At 56.9% G+C, this 20109-nt stretch carries 15 protein-coding genes; 6 read left to right on the top strand and 9 right to left on the bottom strand.

Features of this window, described 5'->3' with window-relative positions; genetic code table 11:
- Positions 1–100: 100 nt before the first annotated feature.
- From VOM14_RS16420 to VOM14_RS16395, 6 genes are all read right to left on the bottom strand, one after another.
- Positions 101–2092 (bottom strand): acyl CoA:acetate/3-ketoacid CoA transferase, encoded by a 1992-nt coding sequence (locus VOM14_RS16420; protein ID WP_327629771.1) that lies wholly within the window; start codon positions 2090–2092, stop codon positions 101–103.
- A gap of 225 nt (positions 2093–2317) precedes the next feature.
- Positions 2318–2965 carry a maleylacetoacetate isomerase gene (gene maiA, locus VOM14_RS16415; protein ID WP_327629770.1) on the bottom strand — a complete coding sequence of 216 codons (648 nt, stop codon included), beginning with the start codon at positions 2963–2965 and terminating at the stop codon, positions 2318–2320.
- Entirely contained in the window at positions 2962–4344 is a 1383-nt protein-coding gene (gene fahA / locus VOM14_RS16410; RefSeq protein ID WP_327629769.1) for a fumarylacetoacetase, read from the bottom strand. Before fahA ends, maiA begins: the two co-directional genes overlap by 4 nt.
- Positions 4344–5678: a homogentisate 1,2-dioxygenase gene (gene hmgA / locus VOM14_RS16405; protein ID WP_327629943.1), complete on the bottom strand. Its 1335-nt coding sequence runs from the start codon at positions 5676–5678 to the stop codon at positions 4344–4346. Before hmgA ends, fahA begins: the two co-directional genes overlap by 1 nt.
- Positions 5679–5825: 147 nt before the next feature.
- Entirely contained in the window at positions 5826–6782 is a 957-nt protein-coding gene (locus VOM14_RS16400) for an MBL fold metallo-hydrolase (protein ID WP_327629768.1), read from the bottom strand.
- 656 nt (positions 6783–7438) lie between these two features.
- Positions 7439–8248: an IclR family transcriptional regulator gene (locus tag VOM14_RS16395; RefSeq protein WP_327629767.1), complete on the bottom strand. Its 810-nt coding sequence runs from the start codon at positions 8246–8248 to the stop codon at positions 7439–7441.
- 97 nt (positions 8249–8345) lie between these two features.
- On the opposite strand from VOM14_RS16395, the gene VOM14_RS16390 reads away from it, so the two are divergent.
- Positions 8346–9179, top strand: coding sequence for an IclR family transcriptional regulator (locus VOM14_RS16390; protein WP_327629766.1), 834 nt, complete (start codon positions 8346–8348; stop codon positions 9177–9179).
- 82 nt (positions 9180–9261) lie between these two features.
- Here VOM14_RS16390 and VOM14_RS16385 read toward each other — a convergent pair whose 3' ends face one another.
- Positions 9262–10431 (bottom strand): MFS transporter, encoded by a 1170-nt coding sequence (locus VOM14_RS16385; RefSeq protein ID WP_327629765.1) that lies wholly within the window; start codon positions 10429–10431, stop codon positions 9262–9264.
- A gap of 456 nt (positions 10432–10887) precedes the next feature.
- Between VOM14_RS16385 and VOM14_RS16380 the strand changes: the two genes are divergently transcribed.
- Positions 10888–12231: an MFS transporter gene (locus VOM14_RS16380; protein WP_327629764.1), complete on the top strand. Its 1344-nt coding sequence runs from the start codon at positions 10888–10890 to the stop codon at positions 12229–12231.
- Positions 12232–12404: 173 nt separating this feature from the next.
- Here VOM14_RS16380 and VOM14_RS16375 read toward each other — a convergent pair whose 3' ends face one another.
- The gene (locus VOM14_RS16375) at positions 12405–13058 is read right to left on the bottom strand and encodes an EthD domain-containing protein (RefSeq protein ID WP_327629763.1); all 654 of its coding nucleotides are present in this window, start codon (positions 13056–13058) and stop codon (positions 12405–12407) included.
- 314 nt (positions 13059–13372) lie between these two features.
- Here VOM14_RS16375 and VOM14_RS16370 point away from each other — a divergent pair, with 314 nt between their 5' ends.
- Positions 13373–15136: an FAD-dependent oxidoreductase gene (locus VOM14_RS16370; protein WP_327629762.1), complete on the top strand. Its 1764-nt coding sequence runs from the start codon at positions 13373–13375 to the stop codon at positions 15134–15136.
- Positions 15137–15289: 153 nt separating this feature from the next.
- Positions 15290–16078 (top strand): IclR family transcriptional regulator, encoded by a 789-nt coding sequence (locus tag VOM14_RS16365; RefSeq protein ID WP_327629761.1) that lies wholly within the window; start codon positions 15290–15292, stop codon positions 16076–16078.
- 230 nt (positions 16079–16308) lie between these two features.
- Here VOM14_RS16365 and VOM14_RS16360 read toward each other — a convergent pair whose 3' ends face one another.
- Positions 16309–17085, bottom strand: a complete 777-nt coding sequence (locus tag VOM14_RS16360) for an SDR family NAD(P)-dependent oxidoreductase (RefSeq protein ID WP_327629760.1) — start codon at positions 17083–17085, stop codon at positions 16309–16311.
- 539 nt (positions 17086–17624) lie between these two features.
- Here VOM14_RS16360 and VOM14_RS16355 point away from each other — a divergent pair.
- Together VOM14_RS16355 and VOM14_RS16350 are read left to right on the top strand one after the other, a co-directional pair.
- Entirely contained in the window at positions 17625–18836 is a 1212-nt protein-coding gene (locus VOM14_RS16355; protein WP_327629759.1) for a porin, read from the top strand.
- 64 nt (positions 18837–18900) lie between these two features.
- On the top strand, positions 18901–20097 hold the full coding sequence (locus VOM14_RS16350) for an ABC transporter substrate-binding protein (RefSeq protein ID WP_327629758.1): 1197 nt from the start codon (positions 18901–18903) through the stop codon (positions 20095–20097).
- Positions 20098–20109: the final 12 nt, after the last annotated feature.

Below are 20109 nucleotides of genomic sequence, written 5' to 3'. Positions count from 1 at the left end.
CGAGACTCCCAAAACGAAACGGGGAATAGCATCCTGCGTGTGCAAAGTCTTAGCGCATAAGCCTGGCGGTCCAGACACCCGAAGAAACGGCTGGCAGCAATTAACGCGACATGTACGCCGTTACCTCTTCGGGAGTTTCGTAGATATAGGTTGCGACATTGCGACGTTGCAGCGCGTCACCTAGTTTCATCCGGAGAAAGCTGCTCGTGGTGTATCGGGTCACATCCGAGTAAAAGCGGGAGACGAGCCCGGTCACCATATCCGAATAGGCGTCGATGACCTCCGGAGCTATCGAAAAGTTGTCATAGTTCACGATAGCGTGGGGACGTACCTCGAGTCCGGACAGAGCCAATTCAACCTCGGAGCGAATAGCCTCCACGTCCTCTTCAGTCGCGACCTTGTGCCCTTCGAAGTTGATGAAGAACATTTTTTTATCCGCGTCGTAGCTGAAGCGCTCACGAAGTCGCAATCGCAGAAGCACGCTTCGCAGTCCCATCGGCTTGCTTTCGAAAATACGGGCGTCCATGAGGCGCGGCGGCGACTTCATGATGGGTGCGAAGCCCATCTGTGAAATGATGTCCGTCTGCAAGTCGACTCCTGGCGCAATTTCCACGAGTTCAAGGCCGCCCGGACTCAGAGAAAAGACACAGCGTTCCGTAATGTACAGAACAGGCTGGTGGCGCTCATTCGCGTAGCGACTGCCGAACGTGCGATGTTCCACCTCGTCCACGAATTTCCGACAGACGCTGTCCCGAAGAATTGTCAACCGACCGTCTTTAATACTCACATCGAGGTTGCCGGCGTTAAACGTGCCGAGAAAGACCACCTTCTTCGCGCTCTGAGAAATATTGATGAAGCCGCCCGCACCTGCCAGCCTCGGGCCGAACTTGCTCACATTAATGTTGCCTTCGCGGTCAACCTGAGCCAGTCCGAGGAATGCAATGTCCAGGCCGCCGCCGTCATAAAAGTCGAACTGGTACGGCTGGTCAATGATGGCGTCAGTATTGGTCGCGGCGCCAAAATTCAGTCCACCCGCAGGTATCCCGCCGATGACGCCAGGCTCCGTCGTCATCGTGAAGAGGTCGCACACCTTCTCCTCGTTGGCGACGCTCGCTATGCCTTCCGGCATCCCAATTCCAAGATTCACCACGCTGTTAGCCATCAGCTCGAACGAGGCTCGTCGCGCTATGACTTTCCGCTCCGTCAACGACATCGGGGCAATCGAGCCAGCCGAAACGCGAAGCTCGCTTGCGAAGCCTGCACTGTACGGTTCGGCAAAGGTCTGCCAGTGATTTTCGGGCTTCGCGACCACAACACAATCGACCAGAATGCCGGGTATCTTGACCTGTCGAGGATTCAGCGTGCCAGACACTGCAATTCGCTCTACCTGAACTATCACGATGCCACCGGAGTTACGTGCGGCCATAGCGATTGAAAGCGACTCGAGGGTGAGCGCTTCCTTCTCCATCGTTACGTTCCCGTTTGCGTCGGCCGTGGTGCCGCGCACGATAGCGACATCGATGGGGAATGTCTTGTACAGAAGACATTCAGCCCCGTTGACAGATGTGAGGCTCACCAAATCTTCCGTCGTTTTGTCGTTGAGCTTGCCGCCGCCGTTTCGAGGGTCCACGAACGTACCGAGTCCGACTGTCGACAGGTGGCCAGGACGATGCGCCGCGATGTCTCGAAACAGCTGTGAAATTACGCCTTGCGGGAGGTTGTAGGCTTCGATGTGGCCTTCGACAGCCAGGCGTTGAAGCTTCGGCACAAGCCCCCAATGGCCACCGATTACTCGCCGAACAAGTCCTTCCTGAGCTAGGTGATTCAGACCTCTCCCGGCGCCATCGCCCTGACCACCCGCATAAACGAGCGTTAGGTCTCGAGCCACATCCTTGCCGTTCTGGCCTGAGTCAAGAAACAGCTGCTCCAGCGCGACCGCAACTTCTTCTGCGAAGCCTATGCCAACAAACCCACCGGTTGCGACCGTATTGCCGGGACGAATTAGCCTGACGGCCTCTTGTGCACTGACGATTTTGCCGCGCGCGACGTTGCTCGTCGCCGCGGGAAACGGATGTTGAAATCCTGCGCTCATGATGTCTCCAAACTGCACCATGGAGCGCGCAGCTCCGGCGCTATCTATTAGTTAGGACTTGCTGAAACTTAACCACGCGCTCTTGTCTGCTTTTTGTTGTTGAATCATCTAGTACGTGTGGTCTGCGTCTGGGAAGACCGCGGCCCACACGCCCACAACCGAATTTTGCCTGATTGGTGGGCTATGGGTTGACCCGGCACCCGCAAAAAACGTTGCGACACCAGTTCAACCTTCCGCATCCGGTTGGTTTGAGGGTTCCGCATGTTTGAACGCGTTTAAAGCCATCGCATTGTTGGCCAGGCGATTCAGCGTCGGATAGGAATCCAAGGGTATGTCGAATCGACGTGCATTCCAAATTTGTGGAACCAAACAAATGTCGGCGACTGTCGGCGTGTCGCCGAACGCGAAGTCTCCAACGCGCTTTTCTGCCGTGAGGCGAGCCTCCAAAGAACCGAAGCCGACGTCAATCCAATGCCTGTACCACTGTGACTTCTGCTCGTCCGATATACCGAAGTTATTCTTCAGGTATTTAAGGACGCGCAGGTTATCGAGCGGGTGGATTTCGCATGCGACCTGTAGGGCAACCGAGCGTACATAAGCACGGTCCGCAGGGGTCCTGGGAAGGAGCGGAGGTTCGGGATGTACTTCTTCAAGATATTCAATTATTGCCAGAGACTGCGTTAGAACTTCGGGTCCGTCCTCAAGAGCAGGGACGATACCGTCGGGGTTCACCAGGCGGTATTTCGGCGCGAGCTGTTGACCGCCATCTTTCAAAAGATGGACAGCTTCATACTGAAACTGTAGCTCCTTTAAAGCAAGCGCAATACGAACTCGATAAGATGCCGAGCTGCGAAAGTAGCTATACAGCTTCATTCGCTATCCTCCGAGCTTGGGACCTCAAGCGCGGGCAAAATGGCGCCGACACATGAACCGAACCCGACCCGATAGCCGTCGCCTTGGCACCAGCCAACCAGAGTCAGTTCGTCGCCATCCTCGATGAAGCCACGTGTTTCACCGTTATCTAGCTTAAGCGGTGATTGCCCGTTCCAAGTCAGCTCGAGCAAACTTCCGAATGTCCCGATTTTGTCATCGGTCGATTCAGATTTTGGCCCGCTGATAGTCCCAGAACCAAGCAGGTCACCGACACGAGTGTTGCAGCCTGCGGAAGTGTGGTGCACCAGCTGCTGCGCCATCGACCAATACATATACTTGAAATTGGTCTTGGCGATAGTCGTTGGCGACGTAGCGGACTTCGGCTTCAGCTGGACCTCAAGATGGAGGTCGACTCCAGCGCGCGTAGCTCCGCGGAGGTAAGACAGAGGCTTCGGCTCTTGCGGGGGTTGGTCAACGCGGAACGGTTCGAGTGCTTCCATGGTGACCACCCACGGAGAAATGGTTGTCGCGAATCCTTTCGAATTGAACGGTCCAAGCGGTTGGTACTCCCACTGCTGGATGTCGCGCGCGCTCCAGTCGTTGAGAAGGACCATACCGAAGATATGACCGTCGGCGTCGGTTGCACTGATAGTTGAGCCGAGCCCGTTGCCCACGCCCACGAAAAAGCCCGTTTCCAGTTCAATGTCGAGCTTACGACAAGGTCCAAAAGTGGGACGTTCAGCGTTCGGCTCCTTGCGTTGGCCGTTCGGTCGACGAATGGGCGTACCACTGACGACCACAGAAGACGCTCGCCCGTTATACCCGATAGGAATCTCGAGCCAATTCGGCATCAACGCGTTTTTCGGGTCGCGGAACATCGCGCCGACATTCGTCGCATGTTCGCGGGATGAGTAGAAATCGGTGTAACCAGGTATGTCGAAAGGGAGATGCATAGTCGCGTCGCGCTGGCGCACGAAAGCCCGCTCGCGCAATTCAGGATTATCCCGCAGTGTCGATGTGTCTTGGGACAATAGTGCGGATAGCTGAATTCGGGTGCTGGTCCAAACTGCCTTTCCTAAGGCGACGAAATCATTGAGGCGCGCCTGACGAAAAACGCTCTTGGGCTGACCGGCGTCATCGGTGACAACGTATGGCACGGCAATCAGTCCTGCGGCCTCGATGACCGACAGGTCGAGAATCAGGTCTCCAATTGCAACGCCGACTCGGCCTGCGCTTGACTTGCCATCCGAGAACACTCCGAAGGGCAGGTTCTGAATGGGGAAGTCTGTGCTGGCGAAATTCGCCGACTCGACCCAGCTTTTGAGGTCTGAGCTAATTGTTCGACGCAGCATCAGGGTATCTTCTGTGTTGGCAGGCATCACTTAACGTCCGGGTTAAAGTTGTTTCCAAGGCCCTGCCAGCATTCAAAATACTGTGCCTGCATCTGCGAGGTTTCCAGAGCGAACTGAGTCGGCTTGATGAGATTGCGCGTCTCAAACATGAAAGCCATGGTCGAATCGACCTTCGTTGGCTGCGTCGTGTCAGACACCGATGCCTTTTCAAACGTGCCAGCGTCGGGACCATGACCCGACATACAGTTATGGAGGCTGGCGCCACCTGGCACAAAGCCTTCGGCTTTGGCATCGTACTCGCCATGAATCAGCCCCATGAACTCGCTAGCGAAATTCCGATGGAACCAGGGCGGGCGGAAGGTGTCTTCAGCAGCAAGCCACCGAGGCGGGAAGATGACGAAATCGATAGTGTCAACGCCGGGCGTATCACTCGGTGAGTGCAGCACCAGAAAGATTGACGGGTCCGGATGGTCGAAGCTTATCGAGCCAATGGTGTTGAAACGTCGAAGGTCGTATTTGTACGGCGCGTAGTTGCCATGCCAGGCGACCACATCCAAGGGGGAGTGGCCTATATCTGCACGCCAGAAATGGCCGTTAAGTTTTGCCACGAGTTCAAAATTGCCTTCACGAACTTCATACGCCGCTTGAGGTGTCAGGAAGTCGCGCGGATTGGCAAGACCGTTCGAGCCGATAGGTCCGAGGTCAGGTAGGCGTAGCAGCGCCCCAAAGTTTTCGCAGATGTATCCGCGCGCTTTGCCATCCGGTAGCTCGACGCGAAACCGTACGCCACGCGGAATCACGGCAATTTCTTGAGGTTCGATGTCGAGAAGGCCGAGTTCTGTCGCAATGCTGAGGCGACCTTCTTGCGGAACAATCAGCAGTTCTCCGTCAGCGCTGTAGAAGAATCGGTCCATCATGGAGCGGTTCGTTGCGTACATGTGGATAGCACATCCCGACATCGCATCCGCCGACCCGTTACCCGCCATCGTGACCAGACCGTCAATCAAATCTGTCGGCGCTTCTGGCATCGGAAGCGGGTCCCAGCGCAACTGATTGGGAGGAGTCGGTGGTACACGCGAAAAGTCGCTGACCAGTCTGCTGCTCTCCAGCGGCGTGAATGGCATGTGAACCGCTGCCGGTCGCACGCGATACAGCCATGAACGTCGGTTGTGGGAGCGAGGGGCAGTGAAGGCCGTGCCTGAGAGTTGTTCTGCGTACAGGCCGTAGGGAGCACGCTGCGGTGAATTCCGGCCAACGGGAAGCGCGCCAGGGAGCGCCTCGGTGGCGAACTCACTGGCAAACCCCGACTGATAGCCATCCGGATGAGCAGAGAACGCAGACGCGGACGCTGCGCGTTCCAATGCAGTGTTGCAGAACGTGCCGCCCTGAACAGGTTCACGGCGGCTTGATGTGTCTCGCGTCGGCTGTTGCACTTTAATATCTCCAGATTGGACTTGTCGTTGCAGCCTGCGTGCTTCTGATGCTCGCAGGCTGGCGCGTGGGGCTAATCAACCCTCGAGGGTCTCCCACATTTCCTTGTCGCGCTGAGCAGTCCAGATACGCGGGTCCGGGTACTGCGTTGCTTCGTCGTGTGCCCGTGTGACGTCGAACGGCATGCAGTGGTCGAAGATGACCCAGTCGCCGAACTTCGGCTTCAGCGTGGCGTAAGTTTCTTTGTAAATGGCGTTCAGGTCTTTGCCTTCGCTGGCACCAGACTTGACCTTGCTGTAGAGCTCGCTGACGAAAGCGCGGGTTCCAGCCAGACCGTCGGCAACTTCCTGCGGCGTCTTGAGAGCAGCGCCACGGCCGGGGACAAGCTTTTCAGGCTTCAGCGCAGCGATTGCGTCAAGGGTGGCTGGCCAATCCTGGAAATACGCGTCGCCGGCATATGGCGTTGCGCCGTACTCGACCAGGTCACCGGAAAGAAGCGTCTTTTCCTGCGGCAACCAGACTACGGTATCGCCCTTCGTGTGTCCGCGACCAAGCTGCAGAATTTGCACTTCGAGCTTGCCCATCCAGAGCGTCATCTTTTTCTGGAAGGTAAGCGTGGGCCACGTCAGGCCGGGCACCGATTCAACCGCATTAAAGAGGCGCGGGAAGCGCTCAATTTCGCTCTTCATGTCCTGCTCGCCGCGCTCGACAATCAGGTCGTAGGTGTCCTGACTGGCGATGATTTGCTCAGCGTTATACGCCGATGCTCCAAGTACGCGGACCGCGTGATAGTGGGTCAGCAGGACGTACTTGATAGGTTTGTCCGTGACGTCGCGAATGCGGCGAATCACGTCCTGAGCCATCACCGGCGTCGCCTGAGTGTCCGCTACGAGCACGGCGTCGTCCCCGATGATGATGCCGGTATTGGGGTCGCCTTCGGCGGTATATGCGTACGCATGTTCGGAAAGCTGTTCGAACGTGACTTTCTTTTCTTCAACGTCCGCGTGGGAAGCAAACTTCTTTTCTGTCGCCATGGCAGAAGACCTCTACAAAATTGATTGAAGGGGACAGGGTGGGTTTTGGCCAGCAACCCCGGCATTGAGAGAATTATACATAAGCGAATGAAATCGCATATAGATAATTTCCCGTACGCCTTAAACTGTCCACAAAACCTGGGCTACCAGTCCTGCTTGCCCTCTGCAATCACAGACATCCGAAGCATGTTGGTATATGGGGGCGCTGGCTGTAGACGAGCGGCGGAAAGCGGGGATGAACCGTCGCGACGCCAAGACGCAAGCATGGATTCATTTCGTGCGACTGTCGGACGGCACACTTGCGTCCGTGGATGTCTTCGGCACTTCTCGGAGGGCGTTGCGGCGAACTACCGTGAGGTCGACACGCGTGTTGATTGTTCTTGGCGGCCGAGTGGGCCGACGTGCCGCACTGATATGTGCTCGACGTCAGGGCTTCTATGTTTCGAAGGGTTTGAGAGAGGTGGTCGCACAAGTGAGCCCTGGTTTTTCGGGCTCGCCTGCGCAATTGACATCAAAGCGATGCAGGGATTTGAAGGGGGCTTGCGGGAGCGCCGCCGGCGTGCGTTGGGAAGGTCTCAAGTCGCTGACAGGCGACGCCCGAGGCAGCCGCGAATTGTCTTCGCATTTCTCGGGCGTTGCTGTCGCATCGCGATGAACTAGGCCTCGTCGCCCGGGATGGCCGAGTAGCCTAGTCGGTAGGAAAGGTCCAGTGTGGTCTGGCGCAGGGTCAGCGCAAGTTCCCCATCCCAACTTGTATCGAACGTACCCGCGGGCCCAACCAGCGTGATGGCCAGCGCTATGGACCCGGTGAACAGGAATACAGGCGCCGCGATAGCATTGACGCCCGGCAAAGGATGGCCCGAAGTTCGCGTCATGCCTTCCTCGCGAATCTTCCGATACTCCTTGAACAGGTCCTGCTTTTCCGTTGTCTTCAGTGCGGTTGCACCGCTGAGCCGTATGCTCTCGTCTGCGAGAGCCTTCTGCACCAAGGACTCTGGCATATACGCGCCGAAAAGTCGTCCCGTTGCCGTGTTGACGAGCGACATGACCGTGCCGACTCGCAAAGTGAGATGCAGCGGATATGAAGGGTCTTCCTGCCTGACGACGACCGGTCCGTTTGGCCCCCAAGTCGTCAAAAAAACGCTTTGTCCGGTTTTCGATGCTAGCGCCACTACGTCCGCCTCGGCTTCGCGCAGAGGATTCAATCGTTGCAGCCCATACAGGCCAAGCCGCAGCGCGAGGGGACCTGGGGCATAATCACCTGACGGCTCCATTCGCTGTACCAGTTGAAGCTTGATGAGGCTCACCAGATACGGAAAAAGCTTGGCGGGAGACATCCCGGTGACCCGCGAAATCTCTTTGAGCGGCATGGGCGAGTCAGATTGCGTGAGTGCCAGCAGAATTTCGCTGCCCACTTCAACTGATTGGATTCCCCGCTGGGCTTTTTCGGTGCTTTCGGTGTCCATTTGCGTATCTTGTCGGATTCAGAATCCAAGTGCCTTACGGTGACCAGGAAGCCGGTAAAATCGGCGAAACATAATGTGTTCGTGCACAGAGGATTGCATGGTAACGAAGCAGCGGGCAAAAGAAAATCCGGAAAGCCTCGATTCAAGCGCCCGGAAGGAGCAACGCGGCATTCAGAGCATGGAAGTGGGTGGCCGCTTCCTTCAGTATCTCGCGGACGCTGGCGAACCAGTGACACTTGCGGAGCTCAGCGCGCGCAGCGGCATTCCCACGAATCAGGTGTTCACCTATATGGTGAGCCTGCTTCGTACCGGCCTCGTCAAACGGGACCCCGTCACCTCGCGTTTCGAGCCAGGGCCTTTGTCTCTCCGCATGGGGTTGCATGCGCTTCGCATGGTGCCCGCAGTCCGTAATGCAATGCAGCCTTCCACCGACCTTGCGACGCGCGTCGAGCAAAGTGTGCTTCTCGCCGCGTGGGGAGACCGTGGTCCAACCGTTCTGCAAAGCATTGAGCCGGCCGCCTCGCTGCATGCAGGTGTTCACGTCGGCACAGTGATGTCGCTCACGCATTCGACGACAGGCCGCGTGTTTGCGGCATACAAGCAGAGTTCCACGCTCGACCAACTGGTTGGGGCGGACTTTGGGTCGCAAACGCCTGATGGCGAGCGCCTGTCCGTCACGCAGTTTGACGCCATTCTGGCGGATATTCGAAAGCGGGGAGTCGCGCGAGGAGAGGGCATGCCGATTCCGGGTATTAACAGCATTAGCGCACCGGTTTTTGACAACAGCGGAGAGATTGTTCTTGTTTTGACGCTCTTCGGCGTTGCCGCGAACTTCGACGTTTCCTGGAAAGGCCCGCTGGTTACCAGTCTTCTCGCGACCACCAAGCTGTTGACCGAACAGAATTGCGCGCCGACTGTACCGGCCGTCTAGGCACGCAGGTTCCATCTGATTCGCCGTGCGCTTTCTTTGCCAGCTGGCGGCCGCCACGGGCATTTGCTCCGCGGGCATTCTGTTAGGTCCTCGCCAACTGTGCGGTTTGGCGAGAAACCAGCGACGAAAACACGACCGCGACCAGAATAAGGCCGATGGCACAGCCTATAAAAACGGGCGGCGCTGAAAATCTGTCGATGAACCATGCGGCGCAAGCGACCCCCAGTGATTGCCCAAAGAAAAGAAAACACGAAAAGAGTGACACGGCGGTTCCGCGCACGCTCGGCGCCATCTGCGTGGCATGGGTCTGCAGCGTGTTGTGCAACGCGTAGAAGCCAAATCCAGCCATGAAGCACGCGGGCACCGCGAGCCACCAGGTGTTGAGAAGCGCGAGTCCGCCGTATGACACTGCGAGACAGGCCCCGCCAAGCCTCGCCAGATTGGCCTCTCCCAAGCGACGGACCAGGAGGCGCGCGCATCGGCTGTACGTTAGACCGCCTACTCCATAAAGTGCCACAATCGCGCCCGCCCTCGACATCGGAAGTTCTAATGTCCCGTGCAGATAGGTCGGGATGAACGATAGCGCGCTGAACGCGAGCGAGCCTTCGATGAAGGTGACGAGGAGCACTGTTCGAGCCCAAGGAATTGCCAACACCTCAAGCGCACGGTACGCGAAACGGCCGGGCGTCGACTTGCCCGTCATGTCCGACGAATTGACTTCTCGCAAGACGAAGAGCCCCGCAACCAGATAAATCAGGGCCAGCGAGGCAAACGAGATTCGCCAGGCAGCCGCGTCGGCGAGCAATGCCCCTAGCCACTGACCGGCAATCATTCCGAAAACCGTCGCACCGAGCAGCCGTGCAAGGATTTCCTGACGCCGTTCATAAGGCACTGTGTCGCCAATCCACGCCATAGTTAAAGGCACTATTCCCGCGGCCGCAGCGCCGGACAACACACGGGCCGCGACCAATTGGCCCATATGAACTGACAATGCTGCGCCGAGGTTTCCTACCGTGCAGGCCAGCGTGGTCAGAGCGATTACGCGAACTTTTCCGAACCTGTCTCCCAAGGGCCCGAAGACGAGTTGGGTAAGGCCGTATGCGAGGGCGAACCCGGAAATTGCCAGGGCGGCGCGCCCCATCTTCACACCAAACTCTGCCTGCAACGACGGTAGCAGCGAATCGCAGACCCGCATTGACGCCATGCTGGCAAAGCAGCAGGCGCTCAGAAGCCACAGAATTCTCGCGGACAAACTGGTCTCCCTAACGATGCAATCGCTGTCCGTAGCAGCGTACCTGTGGTTTATTATATATATGCAATCAAATACGCGTACAACAAAACATGTTTGGTGGCGCTGCGGGACGCCAGGCAAAGCGAATTCGGGGCAAGCCGGCCAGTTCGAACTTGCTGGTCGCAGCAAGTGGCGACGCATATCCCGAATTCCGATAGTTCTTGGACTTATTCAACGAACCAGTCGCGGACATGCCTGGTGTTTACCAGCATTTCAACGCCATTTGCGGTCCAGACAGACTCAGATAGGTACAAACGAGAATTATACATGTGCGAAGTGACGCGTTAATATGTAATCAAGAAGCGTAGACCTGCCATGGTGCGGTTGCCTTCTGAGTGGGTTGGCGGTCAGTGAGGTGGCGTAGGTACTTCGATTGACGGCGGACCACAACTGAAAATAACTGCACTGGAGTTACTGATGACAACGCGAAGTTCAGTCGGCACGGTCCCTGCACCGACAAATCCCCCATCTGTCGGCACCTCGGATGACAGTCTGTTTCGCAAGGTGACGCTGCGAATCATTCCGTTTCTCTTCTTCTGTTACGTAATTGCAATCCTGGACCGGAACAACATCGGGTTCGCCCAGTTGCAGATGAAGCACGACCTTTCCTTTACCGACGCCGCGTACAGTTTGGGCGCAGTGTTCTTTTTTGTCGGGTACGTCCTCTTCGAAGTGCCCAGCAACCTACTCTTGCATAAGTTTGGAGCGAGGAAGACCTTCGCGCGAATCATGGTTTTGTGGGGCGCGTGTTCGGTGGCGATGGTCGCGGTATCGAACAGCACGCAGTTTTACGTCTTACGCTTTCTTCTCGGTGTATTCGAGGCCGGCTTCTTCCCAGGCATCGTTTTATATCTGACGTACTGGTTCCCGGCACGCCGTCGCGCAGGAGCGCTATCCGTCTTTTATGCTGGTGTCGCCGTGGCCGGTGTGCTTGGCGGTCTGGTCTCTGGCTGGATTATGCGCGGCATGAATGGAGTCCATGGAGTCCACGGCTGGCAGTGGATGCTGGCCATCGAGGGTGCTCCGGCAATCCTGCTCGGTGTCATCGCATTCTTCTTCTTGAAGGACAGGCCGTCCGCTGCACCGTGGCTTAGCGCAGGTGAGAAGCGACGACTGGAAGACGTGCTGGCGAACGACGGGAAGCCCGCTGAGCATAGCCATTCCCTGCTTGCGGCGGTAGGTAACCCGTACGTCTATGTGTTCGCGTTTGTGTACTTCTGCCTGACCTCGGGCATCCTCCTGTTGCTGTTCTGGATGCCGACGATGATTCGCGAATTCGGAATTACCGACATCGTTCAGATTAGTCTGTACTCGGCAATCCCGAATGCAATCGGCGCTGTGGGCGTTATTTTGATTGCTCGTCGTTCCGACCGACGCAACGAACGCAAATGGCATTTCATCGTCTGTGGCGCTGGCGCCGCTGCAGCGCTGGCGCTGCTGACTTCGCATGGCCTGGGCTTCGCACTATCCATGGCGCTGTTGACTGCCGCGGCCGTATTTATTTACGCGGCTCATCCCATCTTCTGGTCTGTGCCCGCTAGCTTCTTTCGCGGTTCCAGCGCTCCTGCGAGCATCGCGCTGGTCAGCACTATCGGGGTCACCAGCGGAACCATCACCCCGTATCTAATCGGTCTTATCAAGACCTACACTGGAAGCATGAACAACGCGTTCTATTTCATTGCATTCATGCTGCTTCTTGCCTGCACAGCGATGTTTTTTGCGTTACGGTCCGAACGGGCGAGGAATCTGCATAAAGCGTGAGCTGAGAGCCGAAAATGAGATGCACCGGGCGCTCGGAGCTTCAGCGCCCGTTTTGTTTTTTGGTACGGGCTGACGGTGCGGTTTCGTAGCAATTTCCGAATCGCAGTGCGCTATGGTTTCCGTAGAAAGAGGGGGCGACGCGCCCACCAAACCGGCTACCGGTCTGAAATGGATTACCTGACCACGAGCGGGTTGATGAGGTACGCAGCCGCACGGTCGGCTAAGCCGTCAATCCTTTGCACAAGGCTGCTCTCAACTCGAAACGCGTCATGCACTTCCGCAAGATTCTTGAACCACAGCGCGGCAAGCACGGTGGGCACAACCGGCTCTGCCCATAGGCGTTCACGCTTCGCGCTTCTGGTCGTCCAATTGAGCGATGTTGTCGCAGGCGTCGGTTGTTTCTCGTCGGATTCGACCATCACCTTCTCGAACTCGATTCGTGAGACACCTGCCTTCAGGGCAGCGACGAGGATGACCTTCACGCCTGTGTGCTCTTTGGCTCCATCCTCGTGGTCGACTACGCAGAGCGTCCATCCACGCAGGAAGTTTGGCTCATCTTCAGGAATGTATCGACTCCCGACCGCGGAAGGTTGCGCTTCCGACATGAGCTCATCGCTTTCGAAGCAGAGCTCGACGATGCCATCGACATCAAAACATCCCGAACCACCTCCGGACTTCCAGAGAGTTTTATCGACCCTGTTTTGCGTGTATTTCGCAATGCCATCCATGCACAAAGCGAGTTGAGCATGGCAGCCAGACCAGTACGCACGAAAGTCGCTTACCGAAGTGCCTTCTTTGCGCGCCAGCAAAGTCATACGTTTAATCATGTCGTCTCCAGAGTAGGTGAAGCAAACGGTACCGGCGACAGACCGCCGCGTAGCCGGAAATTCGATGACAAAGGTGGCGAGCGCCGCGCCTGCACACAAGGCCGCCAACCGCATCCAAGCAGAAGGGCACAAGCCTTTCCCATGGAGTCCTCAATTTACATCCGAGACGATGGAATCCGGCATAGGGATTGTACGTACGCAAAGATATACGCGTATATGTAATTACGGCGTATGATTTAACCATGGCCCAGAAGACGGGAATGGATTATGAGGACGCACCTGAGGTGACGCGTCCTCGCTATCGGAGATGCGTGATGAAGCAGGAAAGCGAATACAGCTGTGACGTGCTTGTTATTGGTTCGGGATGCTCGGGAATGTCCGCGGCAATCACGGCCGCCTCTGAGGGGCTCAATGTCCTCGTTATCGAGAAAGAGCCGAAGTTCGGCGGCTCAACAGCTCGTTCGGGCGGTTGGCTCTGGATTCCGAATACTGCGCTTGCAAAGGTGCAAGGAATTTACGAGGCAGAAGATGCCGCGCGTACGTATCTCCAGCACGAGGCGGGGTCGAGCTTTGATGGCGAGCGCGTCGACGCCTTCATCAAGAATGGGCCGGAAGCTGTGGACTTCTTCACGGCGAAGACAGCTGTGCGATTCGACATGCCTCTCGTGTTTCCCGACTATCACGCCGAGGCGCCCGGCGGTACGCAAGGTGGCCGTTCCATGGTCACACGTCCGTTCGACGGCCGCGAGCTCGGCGCTGCAATTAAGGACCTCGCTCCGGCTCTGCCCGAACTCACCGTATTCGGAATGATGCTTGGTTCGGGCAAGGAAATTGTGCACTTCATGCGGGTGACGAAGTCAATCAAGTCAGCCTGGTACGTCACCAAGCGTCTGTCGCGCCACTTTGCAGACGTTTTGAAGCATGGTCGCGGCATGACGCTGACGAACGGCAACGCGCTTGCCGGTCGTCTCGCGAAGTCGCTCTTCGACCTGAACGTTCCTCTTTGGCTGCACACCAAGGCGCTCAGCCTCACCAACGACAACGGCAGAATCACCGGAGCGGTCCTTGACCGGGCCGGTTCCAAAGTACGCGTGAACGCGAACCGTGCTGTTATCCTGGCAAGCGGCGGTTTTCCATACGACATCGAACGTCGCAAGCAACTCTTCGCCCACGCTCCGACAGGCGCCGAGCATTTCTCGCCTTCTCCGACCGGTAACACGGGCGACGGATTGCGCATGGCTGAAGCAGTCGGCGGTCAAGTGACGACAACGCTGCCGAACGCGGCTGCTTGGGTGCCGGTTTCGACGCTGACTAGAAAGGACGGAACAACTGGCATCATGCCGCACTTTATCGACCGCGCGAAGCCGGGCGTCATCTCCGTGCTGCGCGACGGCCGTCGGTTCACGAATGAAGGCAACTCGTACCATGACTTCGTGCAAGCGCTGGTGAGGTCGACGCCTGCGGGAGAGGAGATTTCCGCACATCTCATCTGCGACCACAAGACTCTCCGAACATACGGCCTGGGTAGTGTTGCTCCGTTCCCGATGCCCATTGGCCGCTATCTGCGTGTCGGCTACCTGACGAAAGCATCAACCGTAGACGAGCTGGCCGAGAAGATTGGCGTCAATGCGCTCAACTTCAAAGAGACGGTGCGAGGCTATAACGCCGAGGCGCGACTAGGTCGCGACTCACTCTTCGGGAAGGGAAGCACAGCATATAACCGTTATCAGGGTGACGCTCTTCATTCGCCGAACCCGTGTGTCGCGCCTATCGAGAAAGGCCCTTTCTATGCTCTCAAAATTCGCATCGGTGACATCGGCACATTCGCTGGCCTGAAGACTGATTCTTCATGCCGCGTGCTCAACTCCGACGGCTCGCCAATCCACGGGCTCTTCGCGGTTGGTAACGACGCATGCAGCATCATGGGCGGCAACTACCCCGGCGCCGGCATTACGCTGGGACCGGCGTTGACTTTCGGCTACATCGCAGGCAAAGCAATCGCATCTGCCACAGAGGTTCTGAAGGAAGACACTGTGATGGACGCTCAGGCCACCAAATTTGCAGTGGTGTCCCATTAACGAAGCGTAGGAATTCCGATGGGCGTGCATTTCCGCGGTTGCTGTTGCCCAGCGGCCGCGGTTTTTTCGCATGTCGGACCTTGTCGAGAAAGCGACGTGCCGACCGGTCGGCATCACCCGGTCCGGGACGATGCTCGCAAACGAGGGGGAGATATGGAGACTGCCGAATGCGTCGAGCAACTTGCTCCGAGAAGAACCAGGGAGCAGCGCGGAATCCATGCGATGGAGGTTGGAGGGACGCTTTTGCAGCATCTGGCCGACGCCGGAAAACCTGTTTCGATGCTGGGGCTGAGCGCTGCAACCGCCTTACCTTTGAACCAGGTCTTCACATACATGGTCAGCCTGGTTCGCACAGGACTGGTTAGACGTGATTCAACGACCCAAAGCTTCGAGCCTGGGCCACTTGCATTGAAGCTTGGCTTGCGAGCTTTAGCGCAGCTCCACCCATTGCATAAGACGGTGGAGTTGGCCATTGAACTGCTTAAAGACGATAATCACGGTGCGTTTGTAGCGATATGGACAGACCATGGCCCCACCGTCATTCGATACCACGGCCCCGAAATGTACCTGCATGTCGGCTTGCATGTGGGGTCGGTAATGTCCATCGCCCACAGCAGCACAGGACGACTGTTCGCCGCGTTCCTTCCGAGGCAGACGATAGAACCGATGCTTGCTCGTGAAGTTGCGAAGGCTGAGGCGCTCTCGGCGGGATGCTTTGTCGATGTAATTGAGAACTTCGCAGGAGATGTGCGGCGCACACATCTGTCACGAACGCTCGGTGTGCCAATCCCTGGCGTCGACAGCCTGAGCGCGCCTGTTTTCGACCGCGGGCAGATGGTGCTTTCAGTTACCATTTTCGGCCCGTCAAGCACGCTGGATACTTCTGATACCGGAGCCGTTGCGAGGGGACTGCTTCAGCTCTCTGAAAAGCTGTCCTCGTAACGCCTTGGGAATCGAAGACCCGGTTGGTCCATGCCTGCCCAGCAAGCTGGTGGAAAGGATGATTGGAGGGAGGTTCTCGAAAATGTGCAGCTTCTGGTGCTGGCGTCGGCACGTGCTATCTGCAAACGGATTTCGCCGCGAGAACAGCGTAGGACTCGCTTCTGACTGCTCCGGCGTAGACGCTGTTGTGCCAAAAAAAGCCCGCTGGGCGGGCTTTTGCAAGACAGACCTTAGATAGCTAGAAATCCGCCATCTACCGCGAGGGTTACCCCCGTCACGTAGCGCGACATTCCAGAGGCCAGGAATATTGTCGGGCCGACGAGGTCCTCCGTTTGGCCAACCCGACCCATAGGGATGCGTGACATAAACGCCTCGAGACGCGCCGGATTCTCGCGTGTTGCAGCCGTCATAGGGGTTTCAATGACGCCGGGCGCCAATGCATTTACGCGTACCCCGTGAGGCGCGAGTTCGGCCGCTAGAGACTGCGTGAACATCTTGATTGCACCTTTGGACGGGGAATAGCCGAGGCTAGCGCCTTGTCCAGCATAAGCGGCGATAGATGCAACGTTGATAATCACGCCTTTGGTCGTCTTGATAGCCTCAAGAAACGCGTGCGTGACATTGAACGTCCCTTGAACGTTCACGTCCATCACTTTCTTCCAGACCTTGGCTGCATTCGGGCTTGTCGAGTTCTCACGAATAATGATGCCCGCATTATTCACAAGCAGGTCGACACAGCCGATGTCGTTGGAGACCTTTTCGGCAAGGGTGTAGCAAGCGTCTGCGTTGGTGACATCCAGCTCGAACGGCCACGCTTTCCCGCCTTCCTTCTCAATGAGCGCGGCGGTTTCCCCGACGTGTTCGAAAGCAATGTCGCTAACGACAACCTTGGCGCCGGCCTGGGCAAGGCCGAGCGCGAGTGCACGGCCATTGCCTTGTCCTGCGCCGGTTACGAAAGCCACGCGGTCTTCGAGCAAACGTGGCGCGACGTATTGAGGGAACGACATGATTTCTCCTTGATGTCTGACAGATTTACGGTTAGCAACGCCGCTGCGTGAGTGTTTCACGTAAACATATGTAATTGCATAGGTGTAATTACCCACATCCAGACACCGCATGCCATCGATATTGCGATAGCGCTGATGCGTTGCTTGCGACTTAGCGTATGGCTCCGGCTGGAAACCGCATGGTGTGTGGGTTCTCGCCGTCCGATGGTTTTTGAGATGAATGTGAAGCAGCCCGATAGGGATTTGCACCTATGCAAAAGCAGTGGCGCATGTTTAATTTTGTGGCGTAGTATCTGGGCTATCGGGGGAGGCAGCCCTCCCTCAAGACAACGAGCGCCGCAAATAGGTCAATCATGCGCGCCGCGCGTAACACGGTGCATTCCTCTCGAATCCAGTGAGAGTAAATCGCTACACCGATTCGTTGTCCTACATATAGAAAGCCGAATTGGCCCTGTTGCCCACGACGGGCCGCGACAAGTGATGGCAATCAGACGCCGCCGCTGACGACTCGGACTAAAAAATTATTAAGGAGACTTTTAATGGCGAAGAAGAGAGTTGTTCGATGTGCAGTAGGTGCGAGTCTTGGTTTGGCTGTTCTTCCTGCATTTGCTCAGTCGAGCGTGATTCTGTACGGCATTGTCGACACGTCTATCACCTATCAAAACAGTCAAACAACTCTCGGCTCGACGACGCCGGGAAAGTCCAACGTTCGCATGCAGTCGGGTGTGTGGAACGGGGACCGTTGGGGGCTTCGTGGCACAGAGGACCTCGGTAACGGTTATCAGACGTTGTTCGTCCTGGAGTCGGGATTCAATCTCGCAAATGGCGGACAGCAGTTCACGAATGCGATGTTTGGCAGGCAGGCGCGTATCGAGTTGTCGAACCCCGCCTATGGGGCCTTGTCAGTGGGCCGTCAATATAGCGCTTATTACGTGATGCTTTCACCGTGGGTTCCCGCGTTCTATGTGACCGGGTACGGTTCGCATCCCGGTGACCTCGACGGCATGGATACCTACTATCGCTCGAACAATGCGATTTCCTATACGACGCCGACGTTTTACGGCATTACGGCGAGTGGCCAATTTGCTCCTGCCGGCGTACCTGGGAGCTTGAACCAGGGCTCGACGTGGAGCGGGGGACTTCAATACAAGGGCGGAAATTTTGGTCTTGCCGCGGGCTTCTGGCGCATCAATAACTCAACCCCTGGCGGTGGCCCGTACGGCGCTGAATCTTCTGTGAACTCATCCGGTCAGCAGGGCGTGTCGGCCATCACAAATGGCTACAGCCAAGCCCAGGCTCAACAGCGCTTCGCTGTCGACGGCGGCTATGTCTTCAGCCAGAACTGGGACATCTCGTTTGCATATTCGAACGTGCAGTACGTCCCGGGCGTGAATTCCAAGTTCACCGACACGGCCGTCTGGAACACGGTAGGCAGTGTGCTTCATTGGAAGCCGGCCGTTGCGTTCGATTTGGCGCTTGGCTACAGCTACACGTGGGCCTCCAAGGCGAACAACATCTCGGACGCAGCCAAGTATCACCAGGTCGTTCTCTCCCAGTATTACGCGCTTTCGAAGCGTACAGGTTTATACGCGCTTGAAGGATACCAGCGTGCGTCGGGCCAGACGCTGGGTAACCCGGGGACTGGCGCAATTATTAATGCCACACCGGCCATCGGTGACAGCTTCCAGACAACCCCGGGGGCGAGCCGCTCCTTGGTCGCGGTCAGTCTGGGTATCGTGAGCAAGTTCTGATTGATTGAAACGACGATGGGATGAATACGCCCATCGAATGCTGAAGCAACAGGTTGGAGACATCATGAAAGCAATTCGCGTCATCGCAGGAATCGTAGCCTCGCTCAGTTTTGCTGCGGCGGTCCCCGCCGCGTCGGCGCAGGAAATAAAGATTGGCTTCAACGGCGACCTTTCTGCATCGCCCTCGGCACAGAGCGGACAAGCCGCTGTCCTTGGCATGCAAGCTGCAATAGCTGATGTAAATGCGGCGGGTGGACTGCTCGGCAAAAAACTGACGCTCGTCGTGCGCGACGATGTATCACAGCCGCCCAAGTCCATCCAGAACATGACGGACCTCATCGACAACGAAAAGGTTGTTGCCGTCTTCGGTCCGACGAACTCTGGAAACGCAATGGCATGGAAGCACATCGTCAATCAGAAGAAGATGCCGGTGATTGACAATGTCTCGTCGGGGACTGACATCACCAAGCCGATGAGCCCCGGTGCGGATAACTACATGTTCCGTGTCTCGATGGTCGACCGTGAGCAAGTCGCGGCGCTGATGGCGTATGTGAAGAAGACGGGCAGTGCGAAGAAGGTTGGCTTCATGACAGAGACGACAGGCTACGGTCAAGGTGCTCTCAAAGACATGAAGTCCATCGCCGAGATGCAGGGAATCACTCCCGCTGCCATCGAACAATTTGGCGTCAGCGACACCGACATGACTTCACAGTTGAACAAACTCAAGGAGGCGGGTGTCGACACGGTCATCATCTGGGCGCAGGGTACGCCTATCGCTCAGGTTATGCGGAGCATGGAGAAAATCAACTACTACCCGCGTACGCTCAGTTCCTGGGCGGCGGACAACATTACTTTCTATGATGCAGCCGGAAAGACGTTGGCAGAGAAGCCGCTCTTTCTGCGTACCGTCAGTGAAAATCGGACCCCGGCGCAGGACAAGTTGTTCACCCGCGTCGGGTCTCAGCTGAAGGCGCCGAGTTCGTTCTCGTTTGCGCTGCACGGCTACGACTCCGTGATGATTCTGGTTCAGGCAATCAAGCAGACGAACAGTACCGATGGCGCGGCAATCCGTGTTGCGCTCGAGAACCTCAATGCACCGGTGCAAGGTCTACTTAAAACCTACAACAAGCCTTTCAGCAAGACAAATCACGAAGCACTGGTAGCAAAGGACTTCGTTTGGGTGCACTGGAAAGATGGTCGACTCGTGCCGTACAGCGATGCGCTCGTTGCGTCCCTGACCCCGGCGGACTACAAGCAGTAACGGTCCCATTGA

It is taken from the genome of Paraburkholderia sp. MPAMCS5 (genome assembly GCF_036016995.1).
Lineage (GTDB): Bacteria > Pseudomonadota > Gammaproteobacteria > Burkholderiales > Burkholderiaceae > Paraburkholderia.
The sequence above is the reverse complement of the archived record's forward strand: the minus strand, read 5'-3'. Positions and strand labels throughout refer to the sequence as shown.